Annotated in this window: 16 protein-coding genes; 3 read left to right on the top strand and 13 right to left on the bottom strand. The window is 73.3% G+C overall.

From position 1 onward, the window contains the following. The first annotated feature begins 146 nt into the window (after nucleotides 1-146). The gene (locus ACIBSW_RS23005) at nucleotides 147-692 is read left to right on the top strand and encodes a hypothetical protein (protein WP_354722101.1); all 546 of its coding nucleotides are present in this window, start codon (nucleotides 147-149) and stop codon (nucleotides 690-692) included. Nucleotides 693-1,020: 328 nt separating this feature from the next. On the opposite strand, the gene ACIBSW_RS23000 is transcribed toward ACIBSW_RS23005, so the two are convergent. Genes ACIBSW_RS23000 through ACIBSW_RS22960 form a run of 9 tightly spaced genes read right to left on the bottom strand, consistent with a single transcriptional unit; the run spans nucleotide 1,021 to nucleotide 10,156 of the window. After that, nucleotides 1,021-2,232, bottom strand: a complete 1,212-nt coding sequence (locus ACIBSW_RS23000; protein WP_354722100.1) for an acyltransferase — start codon at nucleotides 2,230-2,232, stop codon at nucleotides 1,021-1,023. A gap of 59 nt (nucleotides 2,233-2,291) precedes the next feature. Then, nucleotides 2,292-3,362, bottom strand: a complete 1,071-nt coding sequence (locus tag ACIBSW_RS22995; RefSeq protein ID WP_354722099.1) for a polyprenyl synthetase family protein — start codon at nucleotides 3,360-3,362, stop codon at nucleotides 2,292-2,294. Beyond that, entirely contained in the window at nucleotides 3,359-4,741 is a 1,383-nt protein-coding gene (locus ACIBSW_RS22990) for a nucleotide pyrophosphatase/phosphodiesterase family protein (protein WP_354722098.1), read from the bottom strand. Before ACIBSW_RS22990 ends, ACIBSW_RS22995 begins: the two co-directional genes overlap by 4 nt. After that, the gene (gene eboE / locus ACIBSW_RS22985) at nucleotides 4,738-5,889 is read right to left on the bottom strand and encodes a metabolite traffic protein EboE (protein WP_354722097.1); all 1,152 of its coding nucleotides are present in this window, start codon (nucleotides 5,887-5,889) and stop codon (nucleotides 4,738-4,740) included. The genes ACIBSW_RS22990 and eboE overlap by 4 nt, the downstream gene beginning before the upstream one ends. Then, complete coding sequence (locus ACIBSW_RS22980) at nucleotides 5,889-6,737, bottom strand: TatD family hydrolase (RefSeq protein ID WP_354722096.1); 849 nt, start codon at nucleotides 6,735-6,737, stop codon at nucleotides 5,889-5,891. Before ACIBSW_RS22980 ends, eboE begins: the two co-directional genes overlap by 1 nt. Next, the gene (locus tag ACIBSW_RS22975; protein WP_354722095.1) at nucleotides 6,737-7,342 is read right to left on the bottom strand and encodes an EboA domain-containing protein; all 606 of its coding nucleotides are present in this window, start codon (nucleotides 7,340-7,342) and stop codon (nucleotides 6,737-6,739) included. Before ACIBSW_RS22975 ends, ACIBSW_RS22980 begins: the two co-directional genes overlap by 1 nt. Then, nucleotides 7,339-8,178, bottom strand: a complete 840-nt coding sequence (locus ACIBSW_RS22970) for a sugar phosphate isomerase/epimerase family protein (RefSeq protein WP_354722094.1) — start codon at nucleotides 8,176-8,178, stop codon at nucleotides 7,339-7,341. The genes ACIBSW_RS22975 and ACIBSW_RS22970 overlap by 4 nt, the downstream gene beginning before the upstream one ends. After that, on the bottom strand, nucleotides 8,175-9,023 hold the full coding sequence (locus ACIBSW_RS22965) for an SCO3242 family prenyltransferase (RefSeq protein ID WP_354722093.1): 849 nt from the start codon (nucleotides 9,021-9,023) through the stop codon (nucleotides 8,175-8,177). Before ACIBSW_RS22965 ends, ACIBSW_RS22970 begins: the two co-directional genes overlap by 4 nt. Then, on the bottom strand, nucleotides 9,020-10,156 hold the full coding sequence (locus ACIBSW_RS22960; protein ID WP_354722092.1) for an inositol-3-phosphate synthase: 1,137 nt from the start codon (nucleotides 10,154-10,156) through the stop codon (nucleotides 9,020-9,022). The genes ACIBSW_RS22965 and ACIBSW_RS22960 overlap by 4 nt, the downstream gene beginning before the upstream one ends. Nucleotides 10,157-10,375: 219 nt before the next feature. On the opposite strand from ACIBSW_RS22960, the gene ACIBSW_RS22955 reads away from it, so the two are divergent. Both ACIBSW_RS22955 and ACIBSW_RS22950 read left to right on the top strand, forming a co-directional pair. Next, entirely contained in the window at nucleotides 10,376-10,747 is a 372-nt protein-coding gene (locus ACIBSW_RS22955; protein ID WP_404799449.1) for a YccF domain-containing protein, read from the top strand. 58 nt (nucleotides 10,748-10,805) lie between these two features. Beyond that, nucleotides 10,806-12,320, top strand: a complete 1,515-nt coding sequence (locus tag ACIBSW_RS22950) for a GGDEF domain-containing protein (RefSeq protein ID WP_354722090.1) — start codon at nucleotides 10,806-10,808, stop codon at nucleotides 12,318-12,320. 7 nt (nucleotides 12,321-12,327) lie between these two features. Here the strand turns inward: ACIBSW_RS22950 and ACIBSW_RS22945 are convergent, their stop codons facing one another. The 4 genes from ACIBSW_RS22945 to ACIBSW_RS22930 all read right to left on the bottom strand — a co-directional run bounded on the left by ACIBSW_RS22945 (nucleotide 12,328) and on the right by ACIBSW_RS22930 (nucleotide 16,621). Further along, entirely contained in the window at nucleotides 12,328-12,918 is a 591-nt protein-coding gene (locus tag ACIBSW_RS22945) for a hypothetical protein (RefSeq protein WP_354722089.1), read from the bottom strand. Between the two features lie 141 nt (nucleotides 12,919-13,059). Then, on the bottom strand, nucleotides 13,060-14,073 hold the full coding sequence (gene yjfF, locus ACIBSW_RS22940; protein WP_354722088.1) for a galactofuranose ABC transporter, permease protein YjfF: 1,014 nt from the start codon (nucleotides 14,071-14,073) through the stop codon (nucleotides 13,060-13,062). After that, nucleotides 14,070-15,101: an ABC transporter permease gene (locus tag ACIBSW_RS22935; RefSeq protein ID WP_354722087.1), complete on the bottom strand. Its 1,032-nt coding sequence runs from the start codon at nucleotides 15,099-15,101 to the stop codon at nucleotides 14,070-14,072. The genes yjfF and ACIBSW_RS22935 overlap by 4 nt, the downstream gene beginning before the upstream one ends. Beyond that, complete coding sequence (locus ACIBSW_RS22930; protein WP_354722162.1) at nucleotides 15,098-16,621, bottom strand: sugar ABC transporter ATP-binding protein; 1,524 nt, start codon at nucleotides 16,619-16,621, stop codon at nucleotides 15,098-15,100. Before ACIBSW_RS22930 ends, ACIBSW_RS22935 begins: the two co-directional genes overlap by 4 nt. Between the last annotated feature and the right edge of the window lie 11 nt (nucleotides 16,622-16,632).

Below are 16,632 nucleotides of genomic sequence, written 5' to 3'. Positions count from 1 at the left end.
CCGTGGACATGAGTCGGTCGTCATTCGACAATGCTTCGCACCCTCGGCCGGTTCGTGTCTATCTATGGGAGCCGCTCATTCGGCCCGCGGACGGCCTCACCCGATTGGTTCTGCTGTCGCACGGGACGGGGGCTTCCGGCCGCGACATGGCATGGCTGGCCGAGCCGCTCGCGCAGGCGGGCTTCCTGGTCGCGGCGGTGGATCACCACGGCAACAATTGGGTCGACGGCTATGCGGCGCCAGGGTTCGTCTTCGTCTGGGAACGTCCGGCCGACCTGCGTCATGCGCTGAACCTCATCGAGCGGGACCGCAACGTCGACTGGGTCGGTGCGGCGGGCTTCTCAGCCGGCGGATACGCCGCCGCGGCACTGGTCGGAGCGCGTCTCGATCCTGGCTTGGTCAGGCTGCTCACCGAGGGCGAGATTCCCGATCCAGTCATTCCGAAGTATCCGGATGCCTTCGAGTCCCTGCGGCGCACCACCTCACCCGACACGATCGACGACCTGCTGGACAGCGCCGGCGGCGACCAGAGCGACGATCGAGTACGGGCCGCCTTCCTCATCTGCCCCGGCGACGGCGGGATGTCGAGCGCTGACAGTCTGCGTGCCATCACCCGGCCGGTGGAGGTGCGGTGGGGGACGCCGACGTCATCACCCCTCCCGAGCAGACCGCCCTGCGATACCTCCAGCTGATCGGCGGGGCACACGGGCAGAGTCTCGGTCGCCACGTCGAGCATCATCACCTTTTCCCCGACAACAGCGATGGCGCGGACACGCGGACGCTCGCCAGCGCCGAAGCAGTCGCCTTTCTGGCTCACGTCTCCGGCCTTGACCAGGTGTCATGACCGCCGTCACCGCATTCGCTCAACGCCCGCATGCCATACCGCACTGTTCTCGGCAGGTCGGCGCATTCGACAGTCGACGGCGGGCATGCGCGCACGGCGCTCCGCCGGCCGACCTGGGTCGCTGCCGACGCGCCGGTCTGGAAGACGTCCGACTGTCCCAGCACATTCTGCGCCACCTACGGCACGGAGGCCCGGACACCTCGCTGGGGCACCGCCTTGTCCGGCTGGTCGCCTTCGTCCAGGCGGTCATCGGCGGTCCGCGGCTCGGGTCGGTGCACGCCGCGCCGAGGCAGCGGTAGCGGCACCGAGGCCGCGCGCATCAGATCGAGCGAGCTCCGCAGACTCCGCCGGAGGTAGCCGGCGAGCGGCCTTTCCACCAGCCGGTGCACGGCCCACGCCAGTGCCACCATCAGAACCCCCGTCGCGACCAGCACCAGCCACGCGGGCGGCCGGAAGGTCAGGTACACGTTCCGGATCACCGTGTAGCCGATCCGCTGGTGCAGCAGGTACAGCGGGTAGGTCAGCGCGCCCGCGGTCGTCAGCCACCGCCAGCGGATGCGATCCAGCCGGCCGAGTGCGATCGCCAGGACGATGCCGTAGGCCGCCGTGATGATGACGACTCCCGGCCAGGTCGGATAGTCGCCGCCGAGCTTGTGTACGCGGCGGGTCACCGCGTGCAGGTTCACGATCCAGGTGAACGCGATCATCGCGTACAGCAGCGGGGACCCGCCGAAGCGGTGGACGAGGTACATCAGGATCCCGGCCACGAAGTACGCGGCGTACTCGGGCACGGCCAGCGCGTTCAGTAGCGTGCTGCCCAGCACCGGGCTCAACACCGCGACGGTCATCCAGGCGGCGCAGAAGAACACGACGCGGCGGTAGGTCAGGCCGAGCATGACCGGTATGACGAACAGGAGGTAGAAGCGCAGCTCCACGAAGAGCGTCCAGTAGACGCCGTCCATCGATCCGACGCCGAGGGGTTCCTGCACCATGGTCAGGTTCACCGCGACACCGAGCGGCGTCGGGTCGACCAGGCCCCAGATGCCGCCGCTGAGCGGGAGCGCGACGGCGACGAGCGCGGTGAGCAGGACGGCGACCCAGTACGCCGGGTAGAGGCGGCTGACCCGGGAGGCGAAGAAGTCGCCCAGCCGGCGGCCCCAGCTGCTCATGCAGATCACGAACCCGCTGATCATGAAGAACACCTCGACACCGAGGCACCCGTACACGGCGATCCAGGAGCCGGCCGGCAGGAGCTGCGACGGCGGGTGTACGCCGTCGATGCGCCAGGCCACGGCGTAGTGGAACACCATCACCGCCACGGCGGCCAGGAACCGCATCCCGTCCAGTGCCGCGAGCCGAGGGCGACGGTCGCGTGGCTCAGTGTTCATTTATCCGTTCCTCAGGCATCGACCGATGTCAGCGAAATGAAAGCAGGCCGACGCAAGTCTCAGCGGTGCCGGGCCACTACCGACGAGGCCAGGCCCGCCAGGGCCGCCCGCGCCTCCGGGGTCAGCGGCGCGTCGGCCAGGGCCGCCGTCGCCTCCGCGGCGCGCTGCGAGATCAGGCTCTCGATCCGCTGGCGGGCGCCGGTCGCGGTGATGATCGCGCGCAGCTCCGCGGCGCCCGTGTCGTCCAGCGCCGGGTCGCCGAAGAGCTCGCGGATGCGGGCGGACTGTGCCCGGTCCGCGCGGTCGCGGGCCATCGCGATCATCACGGTCGGCTTGCCCTCGCGCAGGTCGTCCACGACCGGCTTGCCGGTGACCGCCGGGTCGCCGAAGACGCCGAGTACGTCGTCGCGCAGCTGGAACGCGTCACCGAGCGGGTCGCCGAACGCCTGCAGCGCGGCCTGCAGCGCCTCGGGGCCGCCGGCGAGGGCCGCGCCGATCTGCAGCGGGCGGGTCACCGTGTAGCGGGCCGCCTTCATCCGGATCACCGTGAGCGCGCCGGCCACCGAGCCGTCGCCGACGCCCGAGACCAGGTCCAGGTACTGGCCGGCGATCACCTCGGTGCGCATCACCGTGAAGAGGCGGTAGCCGCGGTGTATCCATTCGACCGGCAGGCCCGACTCGTGCAGCATGTGGTCCGCCCAGGCGGCGCAGAGGTCGCCGCAGAGCAGGGCCGCGCTCTGGCCGTACCGGACGGCCTCGCCGCGCCACGAGTGCCGGGTGTGCACGTCCGCGAAGTGGCGGTGGACGGTCGGCTGGCCGCGCCGCAGGGTGCTGTTGTCCATGATGTCGTCGTGGATCAGGGCGAAGGCGTGGAACAGCTCGAGCGCGGCCGCGGCCACGACGATCTGCGGGCTGTCCGGCTGGCCCGCGCCGCGCCAGCCCCAGTAGCAGAACATCGGGCGCAGGCGCTTGCCGTCGGCGAGCACGAAGCGCCGCACGGCGTCGAGCACGCCCGCCGGGGTGCCGTCCGGCCAGTGCGGGCGCTGCCGGTCCAGGTAGCGGATGAGCGCCGACTCGCAGCGCCGGGCCAGGCCCGCCGCGTCGGTCTCCGGCGCCATGCCGACGGTCATGACGGCAGCCCGGCGAGCGTGAGCAGCAGGTCCTTCACCTCGGTCGCGGCGACGGCGTCCCGGGCGTGCGCCGGGTCGGAGCAGATCAGCACGGGCGCGTCGCGCGGGTCCGCCGGCAGCCGGCCGTGCGAGCCGCGGACCGCGCGGGCGCCGGCGTCGAGACCGACGACGCTCATCAGGTAGCGCATGCCGAGCTTCTTGCGCAGCAGCGCCAGCCCGGCGCGGCCCTTCGCCGCCGCCGGGCCCGCCGGGTCGAAGAACAGCTCGGCGGGGTCGTACCCGGGCTTGCGGTGGATCTCCACCAGCCGGGCGAAGTCGGGCGCGGCCGCGTCGTCCAGCCAGTAGTAGTAGGTGAACCAGGAGTCCGGCTCGGCGACCAGGACCAGTTCGCCGGCGCGCTCGTGGTCGAGCCCGTGCGCGGCCTTGCCGCCCGAGTCCAGGACCTCGGCGACGCCGGGCAGCGCCGCGCAGAGCTTCGCCACGGCCGGCACGTCGGCGGGGTCGCGGACGTAGACGTGGGCGATCTGGTGGTCGGCCACGGCGAACGCCCGGGACGTCCACGGGTCGAGGTACTCCATGCCGGCCTGGGTGTGCACCCGCAGCAGGCCCTCGGCGCGCAGCAGCCGGTTGACGTCGACCGGGCGGGACACGTCGGTGATGCCGTACTCGGACAGCACGACGACGGTGGCGCCGCGGGCCGCCGCCGCGTCGAGCAGCGGGCCCAGGGTCGCGTCGAGCTCGGCCGCGGCCGCCGCGGCCTGCGGGGCGGACGGCCCGTAACGCTGCAGGTCGTAGTCGAGGTGCGGCACGTAGACCAGGGTGAGGTCCGGGCGGTGGTCCGCCATGATCTGTTCGGCGGCCCGGCAGATCCAGGCGGAGGACGGCAGGCCGGCGTTGGCGCCCCAGTAGCTGAAGAGCGGGAACGTGCCGAGCTTCGCGGTGAGCTCGTCGTGCAGCGCCGGCGGATCGGTGTAGCAGTCCGGGTCCTTGCGGCCGTCGGCGTGGTAGACCGGCCGCGGCGTGACCGTCCAGTCGACGTCGGCGCCCATCGCGTACCACCAGCAGACGTTGGCCACCGTGTAGCCCGGGGCGCGCGAGCGGGCCGCGTGCCACAGCTTCTCGCCGCCGACGAGCGCGTTGTGCTGGCGCCACAGCAGCACCTCGCCGAGGTCGCGGAAGTACCACCCGTTGCCGACGATGCCGTGGCCGGCGGGCAGCTCGCCGGTGAGGAAGGTGGACTGGACCGTGCAGGTGACGGCCGGCAGCACGGTTGCCAGCGGCGCGCGGAATCCGGTCTCGGCGAGCCGGGACAGGCGCGGCATGTGCTCCAGCAGCCGCGGGGTGAGGCCGACGACGTCGAGTACGACCACGGGCTTCACGGCGTGACCCCCTGATGAGCGGTGAGACCCAGCGCGGTGAGCTGGGCCCGGGCGAAGAAGAGTTCGGAGGCGATCCCCGAGGCCAGCTCGGCCGGGCTGCCGGGGCGCGAGGTCGGCGGCAGCACGTTCCAGGTGTACGTCTCCACCTCGTAGTGGTCGCAGAGCGGCTCGGGGCCGCCGGCCAGCAGCGCGAGGGCCTCGGCGAGCACGCCGACGGTGGTCTGCAGCGGCGGCACGGGCGGGGCGTGCAGCGGCACGTGGTAGTGCACCCGCCAGGGCTGATCGCGCCCGCCGGGCACGGCGAGGGCCTCGTCGAGGTCGTCGGTGGACAGGCCGTTGGGGCCGCGGGTCTGGTGCAGGAAGCGCGGCTCGACGTACTCGCCGAGCACCGCGGCGTCGGCGCGGGGGTCGGCGCTGGCCAGCGCGGCCGAGACCTGGACCTTGACGATCGGCAGCCCGGCGCCGGCCAGGTTGCGCAGCGCGTCGCGCGGCTCCTCCCAGGCGCAGGCGAGGTGTGCCAGGTCGAGGCAGACGCCGAGCCGGGTGGTGTCCACGCCGGCGAGCAGGCGCGCGGCCTGCGCCGTCGTCTCGATGACGCAGCCGGGCTCGGGCTCGAACGCGACCCGGATCTCCCGGTCGAACAGCGTCAGCGCGCGGGCCAGCTCGTCGAGGTGGTGCCGGCAGGCGTCGAAGCGGTCGGCGTCCCACGGTTCGCGCCAGGCGAGCGGCAGGGTGGAGATCGATCCGCGCGCGGCGGCGGCCGGCAGCAGGTCGTTCAGCACCCGGGCCAGGTCGAGGGTGTACGAGAGCCGCTGCGCGGTGGTCCAGTCCGGCTGGTAGACGGCGTGCTTGACCACCGGCGCCTGGAACGCCTGGTACGGGAACCCGTTGAGGGTGACGACCTCGAGCCCGCGCGCGTCGAGCTCGCGCCGCAACCGCTGGCGGCCGGCGACGTCCGCGGCGAGCCCGGCCGCCACCGGGGCGGCGAGCCACAGGCCGAGGCCGAGCACGTCGGCGCCGAGCCGGTCGCGGATCGGCACCGCGTACGTGTCCAGCTGCGCCAGGATCCCGGCGAAGTCCTCGGCCGCGTGCACGTTGGTGCAGTAGGACAGGTGCACGACCTGCCCGCCGGGGTGCCGCAGCCGCATCAGCCGCCTCCCCGCGCGATGGAGCTGCCGGCGAACGTCGCGACCGGCGGCGGGCTGGACAGGTCCAGGCGCCCGGACTGGCCGTAGAACTCCACCGGGTTGCGCCACAGCACCCGGTCGACCTCGTCGGCGGTGAACCCGGCCGCGAGCAGCTCCCGGCCGGTCTCCACGGTCAGCAGCGGGTCGGAGTGTCCCCAGTCGGCGGCGGAGTTCACCAGCATCCGCTCGGTGCCGTACGCCTTGAGGATCTCGACCATCCGCTGCGGCGACATCTTCGTCTCCGGGTAGATGGAGAAGCCCATCCAGCAGCCGGAGTCGCGGACCAGGCCGACGGTGACCTCGTTGAGGTGGTCGATCGCCACCCGGCCCGGCTCGATGCCGGACTCGGCGACGACGTCGAGGGTGCGCTTCGTGCCGGCGGCCTTGTCGCGGTGCGGCGTGTGCACGAGCGCCGGCAGCTCGTACTCGACGGCCAGGGCGAGCTGCACGGAGAAGGCCTCGTCCTCGGCCGGCGTCATCGAGTCGTAGCCGATCTCGCCGACCGCCACCACGCCGTCCTTGTCGAGGTAGCGCGGCAGCAGGTTGAGCACGCTGCGGCAGCGCGGGTCGTTGGCCTCCTTGGGGTTCAGCGCGATGGTGGCGTGGTGCCGGATGCCGAACTGCGCCGCCCGGTACGGCTCCCAGCCGATCAGCGAGTCGAAGTAGTCGGCGAACGACCCGGCGTTGGTGCGCGGCTGCCCGAGCCAGAACGCCGGCTCCACCACGGCCTGCACGCCGTTCGCGGCCATCGCGCGGTAGTCGTCGGTGGTCCGGGAGCTCATGTGGATGTGCGGGTCGAAGATGCGCATCAGCCCTGCCTCCTCGAGTTCTTCGCGACGGTGAGCCGGTTGAGCAGCGCGAGGGCGTCCGGCGGCATCCGCCGGTCGGCGGCGGCGCGCTCCTGGGCGAGCGCGCCGAGCATGGTGGCGAGCTCCGCGTCGGCGCGGTCGTCGAGGCGGTCGACGGCGCTCAGCGGGATGCCCATGAACACGCACTTGACGACGCCCTGGCGCCAGGACGCGGCGTCGAGGTGCGCCGCGTACGGGCCGAGCGCCGCGGCGACCAGCCGCGCGTCGTTGGTGCGCAGCGCGTCGTGCAGCAGCGGCACCAGCTCGGGGCCGACCTCCAGCAGCGGCAGCGCGGCGAGCACGGCGAGCCGCTCGGCGGTGTCGCCCTGCTGGTACAGGTTCGTGGTCCGGGCGGGGTCGGCCACCTCCACCAGCAGCAGCACCCGCCCGGCCCGCCCGGCGGTCCATCCGCTGTCCGGGAACAACGGCTCCCGGCCGAGCCTGCGCTCGGCCCGCGCGAACAGGGGGGCCAGCTGCTCCGGGTCGTCGCGGACCCGGGCCAGCGCGTCCTCGAGCCAATCCTTTTCCGGTACGCCGGCAAGCGCGCTGCGCAGGTCGTCGATCACAACCCCTCCTCGGCGGCTCGTAGGAACGCCAGCGATTCGCGGGCGACCGTCGGGGCCGCGTGCGAATGCCGGGGCAGTTCGACGGCGACCAGGCCGCGGTAGCCGCCGTCGATCAGCGCCCGCAGTACAGGCGGGAAGTCGATCTCACCGGCGCCGAACTCGAGGTGCTCGTGCACGCCGCGGCGCATGTCGTCGATCTGCACGTTGACCAGGTGCGGCGCGACCTCGGCCACGCACTGCGGCACGGGCAGCGGCTCGAGGCAGCGGCAGTGCCCGATGTCCAGGGTGAGGCCGAACATCGCGGGTTCGCCCAGGTCGGCGCGCAGGCGGCGCCAGCCGGCGAGGTCCGCGACCTCCATCCCGGGCTCGGGCTCGAACCCGAGCGGCACCCCGGCCGCCTGCGCCGCGGCGGTGACTTCGGCGCAGCCGTCGACCAGCCGGCCCCAGGCGGTGCGGTCGTCGACGCCGTCCGGCCGTACGCCGGACCAGAAGGAGACCGCCTCGGCGCCGAGGTCAGCGCCGACCGCGACCGCCCGGTGCAGGAATTCGAGCCGCAGCTTGCGGTCGTCGTGCAGCAGCGTCGGCGCGTGCTTGCGCCAGGGGTCGAGCAGGTACCGGGCGCCGGTCTCGACGACGACGGCGAGGCCGAGGTCGCGGAGCCGGTCGGCGACCTCGGCGACCCGCCGGGCCAGGCCCGGCGCGAACGGGTCGAGGTGGTCGTGGTCGAGGGTGAGCGCGACGCCGGTGTAGCCGAGCCCGGCGATGACGGTGAGGGCGTCGCCGAGCCGGTGGTTGGCGAAGCCGTTGGTGCCGTAGCCGTACCGCAGGGCGGTCATGTGGGCGAGACCTTGCGGGCGAGGCGCCGGGCCAGCGGTGCGGCCGCCGCGACCGCGAGCCCGGCCCAGGTGCGGCCGGCCCGGGCGGTGAGCGCGCCCTGCAGCGCGGGCAGGGCGGTGATGCCGGCGCCGACGGCGGCGCGTACCCGCGGCGGTGCGGGGTCGGTGAGCAGCCGGGCCTGCGCGCGGCCGTAGCTGGTGGCGTACTCGACGGCGAGGACGGCGGTGACGGTGCCGCCGCGCGCGGCGACCGCGGCGGCCAGCGCGGCGGTCCCGGCCAGGGTGGCCGCGGGCAGCCGGGCGGAGGCGACGCCGGCGACCTCGCGACGGGACAGCTCGGTGACCGTGTAGGTGTGCGCCGCGACGGCGAGTGCGGCCGGCAGCGCGCGTACCGTGCGGCCGGTGCTGGCGCCGAGCAGCACGTCCAGGGCGCGGCAGGCGGCCATCCCGGCGGGCCCGGCCGCGGTGTTCTTCAGGCGCAGGTCGTATGCCCAGACCGCGGCGGCCAGCGGCCCGGCCACGGCCAGGGCGCGGGCGCCGCCGGACCGGGCGGCGAGGGCGAGGCCGGCGGCGGTGAGCCCGGCGGCGATGCCGAGCGCGGCGGGCGCGGAGATCCGGCCGGACGGTATCGGGCGTTCCGGGCGCTCGGTGGCGTCGAGGTCGCGGTCGGCCCAGTCGTTGGCGGCCATCCCGGCCCAGTAGAGGCAGACCCCGGCGCCGGCCAGGCCGGCGGTGCGCGGGCCGAGCGAGCCGGCCGCGGCGGCGCCGGCCACCGCGTCGCCGGGCACGGAGAGCGCGGCCGGGGCGCGGACCAGCTCGGCGAGGGTTCGCAACGGCGACTTCACGACGCCAGCCCGGCCGTGAACGCCGCGAGGGCGGCCCACTGTTCCGCCAGGGCCGAGGGTCCGTCGCCGAGCGGATCCTTGAAGAAGAAGCCGAGTTCGGGCAGCGGGCCGCTGCGCCCGGCGCGGTGCGCGGCCGCGGTGAGCCGGGCCAGGTCGAGCACGAGCGGCGCGGCGAGGGCGGAGTCGCAGCCGTGCCAGCTGAACTCCATCCGCATGCCGGTGCCGAGGAAGCCCTCGAACGTGATCAGGTCCCAGGCGGTCTTGAAGTCGCCGATCTCCGCCACGTAGTCGATCCGGCTGGTGCCCTCCGGCTGGTATCCGAGCGCGTCGCCGAGCACCCGCTGCTTGCTGGAGACCTTGGCGGCGTTGGCGGCCGGGTCGGCCAGGTTGGCGCCGTCGCCGCCGCCGAGCAGGTTGAGGCCGGACCAGCTGCGGACCCGCAGGTTGCGCAGCGCGAACATGGGCGCGAGCACCGACTTGACCAGGGTCTCGCCGGTCTTGCCGTCGTTGCCCGCGTACGGGACGGCCTGCGCCCGGGCGAGCTCGGCCAGGGCCGGCAGCCGCGCGCCGGTCGACGGGGTGAAGTCGATGAAGGAGCAGCCGGCGGCGAAGGCCGCGTACGCGGCGAGCGCGCTCGGCGGCAGCACCGGCGTCGGCCCGGCCAGGGCGGCGGTCAGCTCGGCGAGCCCGGCGTGCGCGGGGTGCGGCGCGGCGGCCGGCTCGGTGGTGGACACGTTGACGACCACCACCCGGTCGAGGGCGTTGCGGTCGCGGAAGTCGCGCAGGTCCGCCGAGATCCGCCGCGCGGTCGCGGCCTGCGTCTCGCCGGCCGGCAGCGGCCGCAGCTCGGTCTCGACCGCCGCGAGCTCGTCGGCGAGCGCGACGACGAGCCGGCCCGGCAGCACCCCGGCGGCGGCGAGCGCGTCGGCCTTCTTCAGCACGGGGGTGGTGACGATGTCGTGCCCGCCGAAGACCAGGTCGGACCAGCCGGGCAGGGCCGGGCCGCGCAGCGCCGGCAGCTCGGTGACGCAGCCGGTCGGCGGGACGAGGCGGGCGCGCAGCGCCGCGGCACCGACGATGGAGGTGACGGCGACGGAGCCGCGGGCACCGACCAACCAGATTCCGGTACGCATGCGCGACCCTCCCCATGACCGCCACGACCAAGGCATAGACGCGTGTCTCGCTAACACGATGTGTCATTCGTGTTACGTCAGGCGACGCTAACCCAGCCGACCGGATAAAGGAAAGGCTCGATAAAGAGAAACTTCTCGATCTCTGGCCGAAACTTTTTTTCGGACCGTACGAAAGTGCGCAGTGGACTGGCGCGCGGCGGCCATGATGGACGGGTGCGCCTGATCGTGAACATCCTCTGGTTCGTCTTCGGCAGCGGCTTCCTGCTGGCCATCGGCTACGGCCTGGCGGCGCTGGTCTGCTTCCTGCTGATCGTGACCATCCCGTTCGGCGTCGCCGCGCTGCGGCTGGCCCGGTACTCGCTGTGGCCGTTCGGGCACACGGTCGTCAGCCGGCCGGACGCCGGGGTCGCCTCCGGACTGGCCAATGTGCTCTGGGTGGTCGTCGCGGGCTGGTGGCTGGCGCTGACCCACCTCACCGCCGGCGTCGCCCTGTGCCTCACGATCATCGGGATCCCGTTCGGCATCGCGAACTTCAAGCTGGTGCCGGTCGCGTTCTGGCCGCTCGGCCGCGACATCGTCAAGCTGGATTGACGCGCCGAGGCGAAGGTTCGCGCCCGCGCGCGGTCCCATGTCCGTTAGATTGCTATTTGTGAACATCGAGGTCGCGGAACTCGAGCTGCGGCCGGTGAGCGACTTCCGGGCGACCGCCGCGGCGGCCGCCGCGCTGGAGCGCGACGGCGACGAGCGGACCGCCGCCCGGGCCCGGCTGATCCGCGCGGACGCCGCCCTGCGCGAGGGCCGCACGGCCGAGGGCGGCACGCTCGCCCAGCAGGTCAACGCCTGGGCGGTGCAGCACGAGGACGCGTACGTGCTGGCCTGCAGCCACCGCACGCTGACGCACTTCCACTACTACATCGGCGACCTGGCAGGCGCGCTCGGCAACGCCGTGCAGGCGGTCGCGCACCTGACCGACGACGACCCGCCGGCGATCCGGGTCCGGCACCTGATGACGCTCGCCGTCGTGCTGGGCGACAGCGGCTCGCCCGACGAGGCGACCCGGCGCTACCGCGAGGCCCTCGACCTCGCCGCGACCATGGGCGACGAGCAGCAGATGCTGATGATCCTCGGCAACCTGGCGAACCTCGCCAACCACGAGAGCGACCTGGAGGCCGCCGCGGCCGCGATCGCGCAGCTGGCCGAGCTGCACGACCGCAGCGGCATCCCGCTGGACGGCCCGCAGTTGATCACCATGGCCCAGGTACGGCTGGCGGAGGGTGACTACCCGGCGGTCGAGGAGATCCTGCGCCCGCTCGTCCGCGAGCAGGAGTCCGTGCACAGCACCAGCGCGACGCTGCCGGAGGCCCTGCTGACCCTGAACGAGGCGCACCGGCTCGCCGGGCGCTTCGCCGACGCGCAGGCCGACCTCGACCACGCCCGGCGGCTGGCGGGCGAGCGCGACCTGCGCCGCGCCGAGGCCGCCCGGCTCGAGCAGCAGGCCCTGCTCCTCGCCGCGATGGGCCGGCACCGCGAGGCCTACGAGGCGCACGTCGAGTTCCACCGGTTCTTCATGGAGCAGCAGTCCGCGCAGCGCGACGCGCAGGCCCGCACGCTGCAGGCGGTGTTCGAGGCGACGGAGGCCCGGCGGCTCGGCGAGCACTTCCGCGAGCTGGCCCACCGCGACGCGCTGACCGGCCTGCACAACCGGCGCTACGCCGACGCCCGGCTGCCCGCGCTGCTGGGTGAGGCGGTGGCCCGGCACCGGCCGCTGGCCGCGGCGATCGTCGACCTCGACCACTTCAAGCGGATCAACGACACCCTCTCGCACGACGCCGGCGACCTGGTGCTGCAGCAGCTGGGCCGGCTGCTCACCGAGGCCACGCCGGAGCCGGCCTTCGCGGCCCGCCTCGGCGGCGAGGAGTTCCTGCTGGTCCTGCCGGGCACCGGGCTGGCCGAGGCGGTGCGGCGGTGCACCGAGCTGTGCGACCGCGTACGCGGGCACGACTGGGCGCCGATCGCCGGCGCCCTGCCGGTGACCGCCAGCATCGGCGTGACGGTCACCTCGGCGGACCCGGTCACCGCGGCCGGGCTGCTGGCGCACGCGGACCGGCACCTGTACGCGGCCAAGCGGGCCGGCCGGGACCGGGTGGTCTCCGGCCGCCCGTGAGGCGCGCTCACGGCGCCGCGGGCCGGCCCGGCCGCCGGTGGCCCGCGACCGCCGGGAACACCGCCTCGGTGATGACTGCCGCGCCGCAGACCGCGTGGCCCTCGTGCATGGTGATCGGGTCGCCCGGCCCCAGGTGCCGCCAGCTGGCCGCGGTCAGCGGCGCCAGCCGCACCGAGCCGCGGCCGTCCGGCGGCAGGTCCGGCGCGTACTCGACCCAGATGAGCGCGACCGCGAGGCCGGGCTCGCCGGCCGGGGTGACCAGGCCGATGTTCCACAGCGCGCGCACCCGGCCGGCGCCGGGTAGCGGGGACCGGCGGGCGCCGGGCAGCAGGCGCAGCTCGGCCCGGATGACGCCGTGCAGCGCCTCGCGCCGGCGCCAGGCGCACCACGCGGCGCTGCGGTCCAGCCGCATGCCGTGCGCGGCGTCGCCGAGCGTGCGCCAGAACGAGGTCGTCGCCGGGTAGGCGTCGCCGAGGTCCAGCAGCACGTCCAGCGCGGTCTCCCACTCACCCTGCGCGAGGTAGCCCTCCAGGTCGCCGACGGCCAGGGCCGCGGGGACCTGCCGGGCCGCCTGGCGCAGCAGTTCGGGGACATCCACGCGGGCGATTGTCCACGCCGCGGCCCCTGCCGTCTGCCCTCGGGCCCCACCCGAAACGGACGGCACTGCGGCGAAACGGACGACACCGCGGCGAAACGCCCGGCGGGGCGACGGCCGCCGGGCGTTTCCGCGCGCTCGCGGTCAGGTCGTGCGTCTGGTCACGAGGCGCTGCAGGACGATGAACGCGAAGAGCAGGATGCCGATCACGATCTTCGTCCACCAGGAACTGAGGTCACCCTGGAACGCGATGATGGTCTGAATCATGCCGAGCACCATCACGCCGAGGACCGTGCCGAGCAGGTAGCCGGACCCGCCGGTCAGGATCGTGCCGCCGATGACGACGGCCGCGATGGCGTCCAGCTCCATGCCCTGCGCGTGCAGGCTGTAGCCGGAGAGCATGTAGAAGCTGAGCAGCACCCCGCCCAGCGACGAGCAGAACCCGCTGACGGTGTAGACGGCGATCCGGGTGCGGCCCACCGGCAGGCCCATCAGCAGCGCCGAGTCGGCGTTGCCGCCGATCGCGTACACCGTGCGGCCGAAGCGCGTGTACGCCAGCACGTACGCCCCGATCAGCACCACCACCAGGGCGATCACCACGCTGTAGGAGATGAAGATGCCGGGGCCGAACCGGATCCGGTCCTGCGCCATCGCCGTCCAGAACGGGTCGGTGATCGGGATGGAGTTGCGGTTGATCAGCAGCGACAACCCGCGGGCCAGGAACATGCCGGCCAGCGTCGCGATGAACGGCTCCACCTTGAAGTAGTGGATGACCGCGCCCATGCCGAGCCCCATCGACGTGCCCATGAGCAGCACCAGCGGCAGCACCACGACCGCGGGCCAGCCGGCGTTCAGCAGCGTCGCGGCGACCACCGTGGTCAGGGCGACCACCGCGCCGACCGAGAGGTCGATGCCGCCGGTGAGGATCACGAACGTCATCCCGGCCGCCACGACCAGCAGGAACGCGTTGTCGACGAAGATGTTCAGGAAGACCTGGGTGTCCGAGAAGTTGTCGTAGTTGACCACGCCCAGGCCGTACATGAAGGCGAGCAGGCCCAGGGTGGCCAGGACCGGGATGTGCCGCCGGTCGAGCCCGCGCCGCCGGCGCGGGGTGACCGCGGCGGTCTCGGACTGGGGCGGCGCGCTGATGTCGATCATGCGGAGACCTCGGCTGCGGGAGTGGCGGGTGCGACGGCGCGGCGGCGGAACACCGCGGCGCGGAAGGCGGCGGACTGGCTCAGGCAGAGCACGACGACCACGACGGCCTTGAACAGCAGCGTGGTCTCGGCCGGCACGCCGATCGTGTAGGTGGTGATGTCCAGCGCCGAGATCAGCACGGCGCCGAGCACGCTGCCCGCGATGGAGAACCGGCCACCGGTCAGCGCGGTGCCGCCGATGACCACGGCCAGGATCGCGTCGAGCTCGATGAGGTTGCCGGCCGCGTTGCTGTCGGCGCTGGCCACGTTGGAGCTGAAGATCAGGCCCGCGATGCCCGCGCAGAACGCGGCGAAGACGTACACGGTGATCGTGAGCCCGCGCGCGCGGATGCCGGCGAGCCGGCTCGCGGTCGGGCTGGCGCCGACACTCTCGATCAGCACGCCGAGCGCCGAGCGGCGTACCAGCAGCATCGCGGCCGCCACCACGACCGCGACGATGATCACCGAGACCGGGATGCCGAGGAGGTAGCCGGCGCCGATCACCCGGTACGGCGCCGAGGTGACGTTGATGATCTGACCGTCGGTGATCAGCTGGGCGATGCCGCGGCCGGCCACCATCAGGATCAGGGTCGCGATGATGGGCTGGATCCCGATCACCGAGACCAGCACGCCGTTCCAGACGCCGAGCGCCGCCGACAAGACCAGGGCGACGCCGACCGCGATCAGCACGCCGCCGACGCTGTTCTGGTCGGGCAGGTCCCCGATGATCAGGCAGGCGAGGGCGCCGGAGATCGCCATGATCGACCCGAGCGACAGGTCGATGCCGCCGGTGGCGATGACCATGGTCATGCCGAGCGCGACCAGGGCGAGGGGCGTCGCCGAGCGCAGGATGTCGATCAGCGAGCCGTACAGGTGGCCGTCCTGCAGGGTGATGGTGAAGAACCGGGGCGCGAAGAAGACGTTGCTGGCCAGCAGCAGCACGAGGACGGCGGCGGGCCAGAACAGCCGGTGCCGGGTCAGGTTGCTCATTGGTCGGCTCCGCTCGCGATGGCCTGCATGACCCGGTCGGCGTCGACGCCGTCGCCCGTGTTGTCGAGCTCCTCGACCAGCTGCCGCTCGCGCAGCACCTCGATCTTGTGGCTGAGCCGGAGCACCTCCTCGAGCTCGGCGCTGACGAACAGCACCGCCATGCCGCCGTCGGCGAGCTCGACCAGCAGCCGCTGGATCTCGGCCTTCGCGCCGACGTCGATGCCGCGGGTCGGCTCGTCCACGATGAGCAGCCGCGGCTCGGTGATCAGCCAGCGGGCCAGCAGCACCTTCTGCTGGTTGCCGCCGGACAGGTCGCGGACCGCGAGCTCCGGGTCGGCGGGCCGGATGCCCAGGGCCTCGATGTAGCGGGCGACCAGCTCGTCCTGCCTGCGCCGGGGTATCGGCCGGGACCAGCCGCGGGCCGCCTGCATCGCCAGGATGATGTTCTCCCGGACGCTGAGCTCGGCGACGACGCCCTCAGTGCGGCGGTTCTCCGAGGAGAACGCGATGCCGTGGTGCATCGCCGCGCGCGGGGTGCGCAGCGTGACCGGGCTGCCGTCGATCTCCAGCCGGCCGTGATCGGCGCGGTCCGCGCCGAAGAACAACCGCGCCATTTCGGTACGCCCGGAGCCGAGCAGCCCGGCCAGCCCGACGATCTCGCCGCCGCGTACGGTCAGGTCGAAGGGCGCGATCGCCCCGGACCGACCCAGCTGGTGCGCCTGCGCGATCGGCTCGGCGGCCGCGCCAGCGGCGACGGTGCGCGGCTCCTCCTCGAGCCGTTCGAGGACCGTCAGCTCCTTGCCGATCATCTTCGTGACCAGCTGCATCTGGGTCAGCTCGGCGGTGGCGTACTCGCCGATGAGCCGGCCGTTGCGCAGCACGGTCATCCGGTCGGCGACGGCGTACACCTGGTCGAGGAAGTGCGAGATGAACAGGATCGCCACGCCGTCGCGCTTGAGCCGGCGCATCACCTCGAAGAGGCGTTCCACCTCGGAGGCGTCGAGGCTGGAGGTGGGCTCGTCCAGGATCAGCACCTTGGCGGAGACGTCGACGGCCCGGGCGATGGCGACCATCTGCTGGATGGCCAGCGAGTACGCGCTCAGCGGCGCGGTGACGTCGAGGTGCAGGTCGAGGCCCTCGAGCAGCGCGGCCGAGCGGCGGCGCATCTCGGCCCAGCGAATCTTGCCGAGGCGCCGCGGTTCGCGTCCGATGAAGATGTTCTCGGCGACCGAGAGGTTGGCGCAGAGGTTGACCTCCTGGTACACCGTGCTGATCCCGGCGTGCTGTGCCTGCAGCGGCCCGCCGAAGCGCACCGGGGCGCCGTCCAGCCGGATGTCGCCGGCGTCGATGCCGTACACCCCGGTCAGCACCTTGATCAGCGTGGACTTCCCGGCGCCGTTCTCGCCCATCAGGGCGTGCACCTCGCCGGGCCGCAAGGAGAAGTCAACCCCGTCCAGGGCGACCACGCCCGGGAAGGCCTTGCGGATGCCAATCATCTGCAGGATCGGCGGGTCACCCATCGTTCGCTCCT

The organism is Actinoplanes sp. NPDC049668 (assembly GCF_044465445.1).
Taxonomy (GTDB): domain Bacteria; phylum Actinomycetota; class Actinomycetes; order Mycobacteriales; family Micromonosporaceae; genus Actinoplanes.
Note: the sequence above shows the minus strand (reverse complement) of the source record. Positions and strands in the feature narration are given on the sequence as shown.

Excerpts from the sequence above, each read along its gene's own strand:
- ACIBSW_RS23000 (WP_354722100.1), bottom strand. The coding sequence starts at position 2,232 with ATGAACACTGAGCCACGCGACCGTCGCCCTCGGCTCGCGGCACTGGAC.
- yjfF (WP_354722088.1), bottom strand. The coding sequence starts at position 14,073 with ATGATCGACATCAGCGCGCCGCCCCAGTCCGAGACCGCCGCGGTCACC.
- ACIBSW_RS22980 (WP_354722096.1), bottom strand. The coding sequence starts at position 6,737 with ATGCGCATCTTCGACCCGCACATCCACATGAGCTCCCGGACCACCGAC.
- ACIBSW_RS22930 (WP_354722162.1), bottom strand. The coding sequence starts at position 16,621 with ATGGGTGACCCGCCGATCCTGCAGATGATTGGCATCCGCAAGGCCTTC.
- ACIBSW_RS23005 (WP_354722101.1), top strand. The coding sequence starts at position 147 with ATGGCATGGCTGGCCGAGCCGCTCGCGCAGGCGGGCTTCCTGGTCGCG.
- ACIBSW_RS22960 (WP_354722092.1), bottom strand. The coding sequence starts at position 10,156 with ATGCGTACCGGAATCTGGTTGGTCGGTGCCCGCGGCTCCGTCGCCGTC.
- eboE (WP_354722097.1), bottom strand. The coding sequence starts at position 5,889 with ATGCGGCTGCGGCACCCCGGCGGGCAGGTCGTGCACCTGTCCTACTGC.
- ACIBSW_RS22970 (WP_354722094.1), bottom strand. The coding sequence starts at position 8,178 with ATGACCGCCCTGCGGTACGGCTACGGCACCAACGGCTTCGCCAACCAC.
- ACIBSW_RS22935 (WP_354722087.1), bottom strand. The coding sequence starts at position 15,101 with ATGAGCAACCTGACCCGGCACCGGCTGTTCTGGCCCGCCGCCGTCCTC.
- ACIBSW_RS22995 (WP_354722099.1), bottom strand. The coding sequence starts at position 3,362 with ATGACCGTCGGCATGGCGCCGGAGACCGACGCGGCGGGCCTGGCCCGG.